This is a genomic window from Bradyrhizobium neotropicale (assembly GCF_001641695.1).
GTDB lineage: Bacteria > Pseudomonadota > Alphaproteobacteria > Rhizobiales > Xanthobacteraceae > Bradyrhizobium > Bradyrhizobium neotropicale.
The window spans coordinates 241,726-252,316 of record NZ_LSEF01000047.1 but is presented as its reverse complement, the minus strand read 5'-3'; the positions used below and the strand labels follow the sequence as shown (position 1 = coordinate 252,316).

The window sequence follows — 10,591 nt, the reverse complement described above, 5'->3', positions numbered from 1 at the left end:
GTCGTGCTGCCGGGCCTTGGCCGCAAGGACGAGATCGGCGAGATGGCCGGCGCGGTCGAGGAGTTCAAGATGCAGGCGGTGGCGAAAGCCGAGCGCGATGCTGCCGCCAGCGAGGCCCAGAACAAGGAAGCAAGTGCGGCGCGCCGTTCCGAGCTGATCCGCTTTGCCGACGATTTCGAAAGCGCCGTGGGCGCCATCGTCTCCAACGTCTCGGCCTCTGCCGTGCAGCTTGAATCGGCGGCCTCGACGCTGACCCGCACCGCCGAGACCACGCAGAGCCTGTCGAGCCAGGTCGCCGGCGTGTCCGAGCAGGCCTCGAGCAACATGCAGTCGGTCGCGACCGCGACCGAGGAGCTGTCGGCCTCCGTCGAGGAGATCGGCCGCCAGGTCCGCGACTCCAGCCGCATCGCGGAAGCCGCCGTGGTGCAGGCCAAGGAGACCGACGGCCGCATCGGCAAGCTTTCGCATGCCGCCCAGCAGATCGGCGAGGTGGTCAAGCTGATCACGGCGATCGCCGAGCAGACCAATCTTCTGGCGCTCAACGCCACCATCGAGGCGGCGCGCGCCGGTGAGGCCGGCCGCGGCTTTGCCGTGGTCGCGAGCGAAGTGAAGTCGCTGGCGAGCCAGACCGCGAAGGCGACGGACGAGATCTCCTCGCATATCGCAGGGATGCAGGGCGCGACCGCCGAATCGGTTGCCGCGATCAAGGAGATCGGCGCGACCATCGGCCAGATCTCGACGATTTCGACCTCCATCGCCAGCGCGGTGGAGCAGCAGGGTGCCGCCACCCAGGAGATCGCCCGCAGCGTCCAGAACGTCGCGCAAGGCACGCAAGCCGCCGCCACCGACATCGGCCAGGTCAACCGCGGCGCCGCCGAGACCGGCTCGGCCTCGGAGGAGGTGCTGAATTCGGCCAAGTCGCTCTCCAGCGAGAGCACCCGCCTCCGCGCCGAGCTCGACCGCTTCATGGGAAATATCAGGGCGGCGTAACGCTCAGGTCGGGCCACGCTCTCCAATGTCGTCCCGGCGAAGGCCGGGACGACGGCGGAGTTAAATGCGCCGTCCGAGCTTCACTCCCGCCCGAACGCCCGCTTCAGCTCCACCTTCGCCTTCTCCAGCCGCGTGCGTTGTGTCTTGGGCAGGGTCCTGCCGGCGCGGTTGATGTAGAAGGTCAGCATCGAGAGTGCCGAGCGATAGGCACCAGTCTTGCGGCGCGAGCTGTGTTCGGCCGATCGCTTCAGTGATGCCGCGATCTTCGTCGGGCTCGTCTGCTTGAACACGCCGCGCTTGAGATCGAGCGCGTCGCTCTCCTTCGTCACGCGCTGCGACCAGCGTTTCGGCGCGGCGCGCTTTGTGCTCTTGCGCGCGCTCGTGCTGCGCCTTGCCGTGCTCGTCTTCGTCCGGCGCGTCGTCTTCCGTGCGCCGCTCTTTCGCGAATGTGTCGTCTTTCTGACCTGAGCCATGCGTCAACTCCTTGCGGCTCCATCGGAAACGGGCGGCCTCAGGGGGTGTTCCTAAGGGAACCTGTCGTCGCGGCAGACGTTGTCGCCCGTGGCAGGCGTAATGCCGCACTGGCATGATCGGATCGACCCCGTCCACATCACGTGCCGCGGGGGCGGTGGTATTGATCAGACACAACACGCGATGGAATTGCAGCAGAGCCCAGCGCTGAATCTTGGTCCTGCGGCGTCAGTGGCGGCCGCGGCGGACCGCATCGTCGAGACCAGCATACCTTCGCGGCTCGACGCGCTGCCGTGGAGCGGCTTTCACAGCCGCGTCGTGCTGGCGCTCGGCATCACCTGGATCCTCGACGGCCTCGAAGTGACGCTCGCCGGCGCACTCTCCGGCGCGCTGAAGCAGAGTCCGTTGCTGCAGTTCTCCAATCTCGATCTCGGCATCGCCAATTCCGCCTATCTCGCCGGTGCGGTGCTGGGCGCGCTCGGCTTCGGCTGGCTCACCGACCGCATCGGCCGCAAGAAGCTGTTCTTCATCACCCTTGCGGTCTATCTCTCGGCAACGGCCGCAACCGCGCTGTCCTGGAATATCGCGAGCTACGCGCTGTTCCGCTTCCTCACCGGCGCCGGTATCGGCGGCGAATACACGGCGATCAACTCGACCATCCAGGAGCTGGTGCCGGCGCGCTATCGTGGCTGGACCGATCTCGTCATCAACGGCAGTTTCTGGATCGGCGCCGCCATGGGCGCCGTGGCCGCCATCGTGCTGCTCGATCCAGCTTTCATCGGGCCGGATCTCGGCTGGCGCCTCGCCTATCTCATCGGCGCAACGATCGGCCTCGTCGTGCTGTTCATGCGGATGTGGATCCCGGAGAGCCCGCGCTGGCTGATAATCCATGGCCGCCCCGACCAGGCCCATGCCATTGTCGACGAGATCGAAAGCTCGGTGGTCGGACATCGGCAGGAGGATCGCGAAGGCTTTGCCAAGATTCGCCTGAAGATGCGCGACCACACGCCGCTCGGTGAAGTCTGGCACACGCTGTTCTTCGCCTATCGGCAGCGCGCGGTGGTCGGCCTCGTGCTGATGAGCGCGCAGGCCTTCTTCTACAATGCGATCTTCTTCACCTTCGCGCTGGTGCTGACCGATTTCTACGGCATCAGCGCCGATCACGTCGGCTGGTATCTCCTGCCTTTCGCCGCCGGCAATTTCCTCGGCCCGCTCCTGCTTGGCCGTCTGTTCGATACGCTCGGCCGCCGCACCATGATCATGTTCACCTATGGCGCATCAGGCCTGCTGCTGGCGCTGTCGGGCTATCTGTTCTCGATCGGCGCATTGAGCGCGCAGGGGCAGACCATCGCCTGGATGGTGATCTTCTTCTTTGCTTCGCCGGCCGCGAGCGCGGCCTATCTCACCGTCAGCGAAACGTTTCCTCTGGAGGTTCGCGCGCTGGCGATCGCGGTGTTCTACGCGGTCGGCACCGGCATCGGTGGCGTCATCGGGCCGGCGCTGTTCGGCGCGCTGATCGACACCGGCTCGCGCACCAGCGTGTTCGCCGGCTATCTCTTGGGGTCGGTGCTGATGATCGCGGCCGCGATCGTGGCGTGGCGCTACGCCGTCTCCGCGGAGCGCAAACCGCTCGAACAAATCGCGCGGCCGCTCGCCTTTATGGAGTAGACTATGGAATCAGATCTGGCGGAAATGCCGTTGAACGACGAACCGACCATGCGCGATGACGAGGATACGCCGGAAACGGTGCCGGTTCCGCACGCGCTCGTGCCGCACCTGAACGAGACCGCGATCCTGCTCGACATCGACGGCACGCTGCTCGACCTGATGCCGACGCCGCGCGAGGTCTGGGTGCCGCCGGGCCTGTCTGATACGCTCAACCGCCTGGTCGAGCGTACGTCGGGCGCGCTGGCGCTGGTCAGCGGCCGCTCGCTCAACGACATCGATTTGATCTTCGCGCCCGATGTCTTTCGCGCCGTTGCCGGCCACGGCGCGGAAATGCGCCTGTCCCTGGACAATGAAGCTGACGACGTGCACGCTCCGCCGCTGGACAAGGAGTTGAAGCGGCGGCTGGCGGCGATCGCCAAGCTCAGCCCGGGCATTCTGCTCGAAGACAAGGGCTATTCCCTGGCACTGCACTACCGCCTTGCGCCGCATGCGGAAAAAGCGATCTACGAATCCGTCTCGCTGATCCGCGCCGACCTGCCCAATGCACCGATCGAGGTGCTGCCCGGCAAGTTCGTCTGCGAGATCAAGCATTCCGGCTTCACCAAGGCGAGCGGCGTGCGCGAATTGATGAAGCACGAGCCTTTCAAGGGACGCCGTCCGATCTTCATCGGCGACGACGTCACCGATGAGACCGTGTTCGCGATCATGCCGGATATGGACGGGCTCGCTTTCTCGGTCGGCCGCCGCGCCATCGGCGTCAACGGCCATTTCGATGCACCGCGCGACGTGCGCGAGTTCCTCGCGCGTCTGCTCGATAATCCGAGCATGTGATCCTGACCTATCACGCGGTGACGAATCGTCCCGTGCTTTAGGTAAAAGCAAGGCAACGCCATCTCAGAGCCACAATACCTCTCGCGCAGCTCTCTCGCGTACGCGAATTCATGCTCCGCAACACGGCTGCAAAAACTGTCTTTGCAGGCAAATTTCCGGGTTCCGCAGGCAAACCCGGTTCCAACGCGCGCGCCCGATTTTGGTTTCAATTGGTTGAAACGATGAACAGGAACCTTATTGATGAACGTCAGTTAAACGGGACGGAATGAACAGGAGGGGACGACCTGTGAATCTTGTCGTCGTTTCGAACCGCGTCGCGCGCGGTAAGCCAAATGAACCCATGACGGGCGGCCTCGCGGCTGCTCTGCTTCCGGTGGTGGAATACTCAGGCGCGATCTGGGTGGGTTCCTCGGGTCGCGTGCGCGACGGCCAGCAGAAGGAACCGTTCGCCGAGATCGAAGCACTCGGTACCGGTGCCTTGGCGACGCTGGATCTGCCGGCGGCGCATTACGGCGGCTATTACGAAGGTTTCGCCAATTCGGCGTTGTGGCCGGCGTTGCATTCGCGCAGCGACCTGATCCGCGTCTCGCAGGGCGATTACCTCAGCTATCGCGAGGTCAACGCCTTCATGGCGCGCGCGCTGCTGCGCTTCCGAAAGACGCGGACTGCGTTCTGGGTGCAGGACTACCATTTCCTGGCGCTCGGCGCGGAGTTGCGGGATCTCGGCATCGACGATCCGATCGGCTTCTTCCTGCACACGCCCTGGCCGGTGACAGCGGTGATGCAGGGCGTACCGAATCATCGCGAGCTGATCACGGCGATGCTGGCCTACGATCTCCTGGGTTTCCAGACTGAGACCGATCGCCAGAACTTCCTCGGCTATCTCGGCGGCGAGCTGGGCCTGAGCGTCGAGGACGGCATCGTGCTCTCGCAGCATGGCCGCACGCGCTGCGAGGTGTTCCCGATCGGCATCGATGCGGAGAAGTTCGCGCAATATGCCGCAAAGTCGGTCTCGCATCCTGACGTGTCGCGGCTGCGCCGCAGCCTCAACGGCGAGCGGCTCGCGATCGGCGTCGACCGGCTCGACTATTCCAAGGGCCTCGTCAACCGCATCAGCGCGTTCGACCGGCTCTGGACCGAGCACCCCCAATTCTCGCGCAGCATCTCGCTGCTGCAGATCGCCAACCCCTCGCGCGGCGGCATCGAGGCCTATGGCAATCTTCAGAACGAGGTTGCGCGGCTGGTCACCGACGTCAACGGCCGCCATGGCGAGGTGGATTGGACTCCGATCCGCTATCTCAACAAGGGCTTCAGCCAGGCCGTGCTCGCGGGCCTCTACCGCACCGCGCAGGTCGGCGTGGTGACGCCGCTTCATGACGGCATGAACCTCGTTGCCAAGGAATATGTCGCCGCCCAGAACCCGGCTGATCCGGGTGTGCTCGTGCTGTCGAAATTCGCCGGCGCCGCCAACGAGCTCGACACGGCGCTGCAGGTCAATCCGCACGACATCGACGGCATGGCGCGCGCGATCGCGATCGCGGCCGCGATGCCGCTCCCCGAGCGCAAGATGCGCTGGGATGCGATGATGAAGAAGCTGCGCGGTCACACCATCCAGCAATGGTCGAGCGATTTCGTCGCCGAGCTCGAGAAGTGCCGCACCCAGAAAGCCGCCGTCGCTCCGCTCGCCGCCCAACCGCCGCAAGCATTGCGCTGGCTGAAGTCGGCGATATCGGGCGTGAGATTGATTTAGACCTCTTCTCCCTCTCCCCCGTTCTTACGGGGAGAGGGTCGGGGTGAGGGGCTGCTTCCACAAAGACGGTCACAGATGGACTCGCGGAGGGTCCCCCTCACCCGATCGCTTCGCGATCGACCTCTCCCCGCAAGCGGGGCGAGGTGAAGGCGAGCGCCTCAATAACAATACGACACGCCCTCCAAAATCGCGCACTGCCGCTTGTTCGGCGCGTTGGGATCATCCAGCGGCACCATGCCCTTGCCTTGGCCGACGAACACGCCGGGCCCGACATGGATCGACGACTTGTTGCCGATGATCACGCTCTGATGCGGCGTCGAGCTTGAGCGCGTGCCGTCCGGCCAGATGATGGCGTCGCCCGACAGCACCCCGCGCCGCCCGTCGTCGCAGCTGACGTCGACCCCTTGCCGCGTGCAGGCCTGCGCAAGGGCAGGCGGGGCGAAGGGGGCGGCAAGGGCCGAGAGCAGGCCCAGCGCGGCGATGGTTTTGCGGATGGTCATGGTGTCCCCGAGCATGTTTGGCGGTCAGTAGTGAATCGTCGCGCCAAACCCGCCCCCGGTTCAGCCGACAGGCGACTTTAAGCCGCCGCACGGCGGCGTATATTCTCACGTAATTACAATGTCTTACGGAAAATTCACCCGATTTCCCCGCAGTCCCTTGCAAAATCATCTCTGCCCCTTCAAGAGAGGGCGCTCCGGAGAGATGGCCGAGTGGCTTAAGGCGCACGCTTGGAAAGCGTGTGTGCGGGAAACCGTACCGTGGGTTCGAATCCCACTCTCTCCGCCATATGGCCGATCTCGTACGCCAGGCTACGATCCTCCCCATCGCGTGCTCCGGGCGCGGGCACAGTGAGTGCAGGGTGGGTGCACGCGACTGAACGCCGTCGTCCAGGTTCGATGAAACGGCATCAATTGTTCGGAAAGGCGGCAAGCAGCCGACCGGCGCCCGACACGCTCGGGCCCTTATTGCCCGAGCATCCCTGAAAATTGTCGTAGTTGGTCGGTTCAAAATGGATGTGGTCTTTGACCAGTTTGCCATGTTCGGAATCGATAGCCCAGCCGATCAATCCGATGTGCATGTGTTGAAGATAGCGCACCAGCGACAAGGCGATTTCAGGGAGTCGGCCGTCGACGCAGCCGTTCGTCTCGACTGCATTCCATTCGGTGGCGATGATCGGGTAGCTGGCGGCATCTCGACCAAAATGCGCGCGGAAATAGGACTCCGGCGTCGTCGTCGGCTCCTTCTTCAAGCCGTCGAAGTAAGGATGGACGGCGAGAGCGAGCCTGTTGGGCATAGAATCGTGCACCAGTGGGAACAAGTCGTTCGTCCATTGCGCATAGCCTAGTCCATCCAACAGCAGGATGTTGCGAGCTCCCATGCCCCTGAACATGTCGACGAGGCCTTGCATTTCGCCCGCCCATTCCTTGCGCGCCTGATCCCAGTTGGCCCGGCACGGTTCATTGAACAGTTCGAACATGACGCCGGGATCATTGATGACAGACGGAGCAATCGTCTTCCAGGCTCGTTTCGTGCTGTCATTCGGCATGCAAGGCAGGTTTGGCACGCCATTTTCACCCTGCGAGTCCATGTTCGGAATGACGACAAAGCCGCTGGCTCGCGCTTGCCGGATGGCGTTCAGCACCTCGTCACGATAGGTCGACGAATAGATGGTTGACTGTGGATCAAGCCCAGGCTGACTGATGGTCAGGCGAATTGTCTGAGCGCCAAAGACACTCTTGATCGCCTCTATTTCCGTCGGCCCCCAGTACTGACGCAGTTGTCTCGCTGATTCCTGCAGAGACGGGGACTCGTAGTTGCCGAGCGGCCGATTGAACGCTTCGACATCGATTCCCTTAGGCAGCCACGGCTTGCCGTCCAGATAGAAGTCCTTGCCTACGATGGTCACATTCTGTGCCGCCGTTGCTGACAGAGGCAAAAGAAGACCCAGCACCAACGCGACATATCTCACCACGATCCGGAATTGGCCTGCAGTTGGATCGCGCGCCATCGCGCCGCCAAACGTCGGGAAGAGCGTCGCCGAAAGCGATAGTAGAGAGGCCACTATCGATCTTGTCAGCATGCCGCTGTTCTCAGTTATTCGGGAAGTTGGCAAGCAATCTGCCGCCGCCCCAGTCCGGGGTGGACGCGCGCTGGCCGTTGGGCGTGGGAAGGCAGCCATGAAAGTCTTCGTAGCCGAATGGCTCGAAATGGTCGTGATCTTTGACAAGCCGACCGTGGTCGGCAGGAAGACCATTTTCTTGCACATAAATCGAACGATCTCGTACGAGAGCAAAGTAAACTTGCACGCGCCACAATGCAGAACTCGGATGTAGGGGCGATGAACGTCGGCGCGACGGCTGGCCGGAGCCGCGGCGCGCTTCCGGCTTGGTGGCGCCTGCTCGGCGACGGACGGTAGCGCGGGGCAGGTCATGGAGGCGAAATCCCCGTAGACCAAACGGTGGGTTTTGGGCTAGGAAGATCTAGAAATGTTTTGTCTTTCATCGGGGATTGACTGAAACTTTCTCCGCCAGCCAGCCTCATCCAACCAGTTTCCACCTCCCGTCTCCCGCGCGCTTCAGCGCCGGGTCGCCGACGCGCACATGCTCGGCCAGAAAATCGATGAAGGCGCGCACGCGTGCGGGCAGGGGCGCGGTGTGGCCGACATAGACGGCGTGAATGTCTTCGCGGTCGCCTGGATTGTAGCTTTGCAGCACCGGCACGAGGCGGCCGGCTTCGATGTCGGGGCCGATATGGAAGAGGGCGAGACGGGCAAGGCCGACGCCGCCGAGAGCGAGGCGACGGGCGGCTTCGCCGTCGCTGGCACGCGCGGCGGGCGGCGGCACGGCTTCCTCGGTGCGGTCGCCGCGCTTGAATGGCCAGCCCCGGATCGCGCGCGGAAAGGTCCAGCCGATGCCGCGATGCTCGGCGAGATCCGCCGGCGTCTTCGGGGTGCGGAAGCGCGCCAGATAATTCGGCGCGCCGACCACCGCCATGCGGCTGGTCCCGAGCTTGCGCGCGACGAGGCGTGAGGTCCGTAACGGTCCGGCGCGGATCGCAACGTCGGCGCGCTCCTGCATGAGGTCGATCAGCGTGTCGGTCAGCACGAGATCGAGCGTGACGTCCGGATGCTGTTCGAGGAAGCGCGGGATCAGTGGCATCACATGCAGCATGCCAAAGGGAATGTTGCTGTTGACCGTGAGCCGTCCGCGCGGCGCGGCGCCCGAGGCCGCCTCGCGCTCGGCCTCCTCCATCTCGGCGAGGATGCGCACGGCGCGCTGGTAGAAGGCCTGGCCTTCCTCCGTGAGGGTGAGCTTGCGCGTGGTGCGGTTGATCAGCCGCGTGCCGAGGCGCGCCTCCAGTCGCGAGATCAGCTTGCTGACGCCCGACGGCGTCAAGCGCAGCTTTCGCCCGGCGTGGGTGAATCCGCCCAAATCGACGACGCGGACAAAAACCTCCATCTCGGCGGAGCGGTTGAGGTCGAAACGGGCCATGTTGAATTCACGTCACAAATGATTGGATTGCGGACATCCTAATGCTTTTGCCGCGGTGCGGCTATCTGCGGGGCTCAGTCCTCTCATTGGAAGTCTCGCATGCCTCCCGCCGTCCTCGCCCTCACCGCCGGTGCCTTCGGCATCGGCACCACCGAATTCATCATCATGGGCCTGTTGCTCCAGGTCGCCGCCGACATGCACGTCTCCGTGCCGGTCGCAGGTCTCCTCATCTCCGGCTATGCGCTCGGCGTCTTCATCGGCGCGCCGGTCCTGACTCTCGCCACGCGGCGGATGCCGCGGAAGACCGTGCTGCTCGCGCTGATGGCGATCTTCACGCTGGGCAATGCCGCCTGTGCGCTGGCGCCGAACTATGAACTGCTGATGGCGGCGCGCGTGCTGACCTCGCTCGCTCACGGCACCTTCTTCGGCGTCGGCTCGGTGGTGGTGACCAGCCTCGTGGCCGAGGACAAGCGCGCCTCCGCGATCGCCACCATGTTCATCGGCCTGACCGTCGCGACATTGCTCGGCGTGCCCTTCGGCGCCTGGTTCGGCCTGATGCTGGGCTGGCGCGCGGCGTTCTGGGCGGTGACGGTGATCGGTGTGATCGCCTTCGCAGTGGTCGCGGCTCTCGTGCCCGGCCACGTCGGCAGCGGCGACAAGCCCATCTCGCTTGCTGAAGAAGTCGCGGTGCTCGGCCGGCCGCAAGTGCTGCTCGGCCTTGCCATGACCGTGTTCGGCTTCGCCGGCCTGTTCGTCGTCTTCACCTATATCCAGCCGATCCTGACGCGCTTCACCGGCTTTCCGGAAGCCGCGGTCTCGCCGATCCTCCTGGTGTTCGGCGTCGGCCTTGCCATCGGCAATGTCGCGGGCGGCAAGCTCGCCGACCGTGGGCTGGCACGCGCCTTGATCGGCACGCTCGCCGCGCTAGCCATCGTGCTCGTGGGTCTTGCCGCGGCGCTATCGATCAAGAGCCTTGCCATCGTGCTCATCCTGCTGCTCGGCATCGCCGCCTTCGCGACTGTGGCGCCGCTCCAGCTTCGCGTGCTGGAGGCCGCCGGCCCCAGCGGCCGGACGCTGGCCTCCAGCCTCAACATCGCGGCCTTCAATCTCGGCAACGCGCTCGGCGCCTGGGCCGGCGGCGTCACCATCGATCGCGGCCTCGGTCTTTCCGCGCTGCCGCTGGTCGCGGCCGGCATCACCGCGGTCGGCATCGTGCTGGCGCTGTGGAGCCTCAGGCTCGACCGCGCGCCGGATGCGGTCGCGGCGTGCCCTGCCGAATAGAGCGAAGACACCCGACGATCCCCCGACAATTCGTCGCATTGGCCGCCAATGCGTCATGCAGAAACGCCGCTGTACACGCTTCATCGCCCTCCGTAACTTCCGCTGCGCA

9 protein-coding genes and 1 tRNA gene are annotated in these 10,591 nt (G+C 64.5%); 6 read left to right on the top strand and 4 right to left on the bottom strand.

All coding sequences use genetic code 11. From position 1 onward, the window contains the following. The coding region (locus AXW67_RS16120) for a methyl-accepting chemotaxis protein (protein WP_245315566.1) at positions 1–990 on the top strand (990 nt) is incomplete at its 5' end. A gap of 80 nt (positions 991–1,070) precedes the next feature. Here the strand turns inward: AXW67_RS16120 and AXW67_RS40515 are convergent. Continuing rightward, positions 1,071–1,463: a DUF3175 domain-containing protein gene (locus tag AXW67_RS40515; protein ID WP_082907905.1), complete on the bottom strand. Its 393-nt coding sequence runs from the start codon at positions 1,461–1,463 to the stop codon at positions 1,071–1,073. Between the two features lie 181 nt (positions 1,464–1,644). Between AXW67_RS40515 and AXW67_RS16110 the strand changes: the two genes are divergently transcribed. The 3 genes from AXW67_RS16110 to AXW67_RS16100 all read left to right on the top strand — a co-directional run bounded on the left by AXW67_RS16110 (position 1,645) and on the right by AXW67_RS16100 (position 5,710). Continuing rightward, the gene (locus tag AXW67_RS16110; protein WP_063678653.1) at positions 1,645–3,129 is read left to right on the top strand and encodes an MFS transporter; all 1,485 of its coding nucleotides are present in this window, start codon (positions 1,645–1,647) and stop codon (positions 3,127–3,129) included. A gap of 3 nt (positions 3,130–3,132) precedes the next feature. After that, entirely contained in the window at positions 3,133–3,960 is an 828-nt protein-coding gene (otsB, locus tag AXW67_RS16105; protein ID WP_063678652.1) for a trehalose-phosphatase, read from the top strand. Positions 3,961–4,246: 286 nt separating this feature from the next. Beyond that, positions 4,247–5,710 carry a trehalose-6-phosphate synthase gene (locus tag AXW67_RS16100; RefSeq protein WP_063678651.1) on the top strand — a complete coding sequence of 488 codons (1,464 nt, stop codon included), beginning with the start codon at positions 4,247–4,249 and terminating at the stop codon, positions 5,708–5,710. Between the two features lie 158 nt (positions 5,711–5,868). On the opposite strand, the gene AXW67_RS16095 is transcribed toward AXW67_RS16100, so the two are convergent. Next, positions 5,869–6,210 (bottom strand): hypothetical protein, encoded by a 342-nt coding sequence (locus AXW67_RS16095; protein WP_063678672.1) that lies wholly within the window; start codon positions 6,208–6,210, stop codon positions 5,869–5,871. Positions 6,211–6,406: 196 nt separating this feature from the next. Here AXW67_RS16095 and AXW67_RS16090 point away from each other — a divergent pair. Beyond that, a tRNA-Ser gene (locus AXW67_RS16090) sits at positions 6,407–6,496 on the top strand. Positions 6,497–6,617: 121 nt separating this feature from the next. On the opposite strand, the gene AXW67_RS16085 is transcribed toward AXW67_RS16090, so the two are convergent. Both AXW67_RS16085 and AXW67_RS16075 read right to left on the bottom strand, forming a co-directional pair. After that, positions 6,618–8,141 carry a cellulase family glycosylhydrolase gene (locus tag AXW67_RS16085; protein ID WP_145927645.1) on the bottom strand — a complete coding sequence of 508 codons (1,524 nt, stop codon included), beginning with the start codon at positions 8,139–8,141 and terminating at the stop codon, positions 6,618–6,620. 106 nt (positions 8,142–8,247) lie between these two features. After that, positions 8,248–9,201 (bottom strand): LysR family transcriptional regulator, encoded by a 954-nt coding sequence (locus AXW67_RS16075; protein ID WP_063678648.1) that lies wholly within the window; start codon positions 9,199–9,201, stop codon positions 8,248–8,250. Between the two features lie 99 nt (positions 9,202–9,300). On the opposite strand from AXW67_RS16075, the gene AXW67_RS16070 reads away from it, so the two are divergent. Further along, positions 9,301–10,482 (top strand): MFS transporter, encoded by a 1,182-nt coding sequence (locus AXW67_RS16070; protein WP_063678647.1) that lies wholly within the window; start codon positions 9,301–9,303, stop codon positions 10,480–10,482. Positions 10,483–10,591: the final 109 nt, after the last annotated feature.

Excerpts from the sequence above, each read along its gene's own strand:
- AXW67_RS40515 (WP_082907905.1), bottom strand. The coding sequence starts at position 1,463 with ATGGCTCAGGTCAGAAAGACGACACATTCGCGAAAGAGCGGCGCACGG.
- otsB (WP_063678652.1), top strand. The coding sequence starts at position 3,133 with ATGGAATCAGATCTGGCGGAAATGCCGTTGAACGACGAACCGACCATG.
- AXW67_RS16075 (WP_063678648.1), bottom strand. The coding sequence starts at position 9,201 with ATGGCCCGTTTCGACCTCAACCGCTCCGCCGAGATGGAGGTTTTTGTC.
- AXW67_RS16085 (WP_145927645.1), bottom strand. The coding sequence starts at position 8,141 with ATGACCTGCCCCGCGCTACCGTCCGTCGCCGAGCAGGCGCCACCAAGC.
- AXW67_RS16110 (WP_063678653.1), top strand. The coding sequence starts at position 1,645 with ATGGAATTGCAGCAGAGCCCAGCGCTGAATCTTGGTCCTGCGGCGTCA.
- AXW67_RS16070 (WP_063678647.1), top strand. The coding sequence starts at position 9,301 with ATGCCTCCCGCCGTCCTCGCCCTCACCGCCGGTGCCTTCGGCATCGGC.
- AXW67_RS16095 (WP_063678672.1), bottom strand. The coding sequence starts at position 6,210 with ATGACCATCCGCAAAACCATCGCCGCGCTGGGCCTGCTCTCGGCCCTT.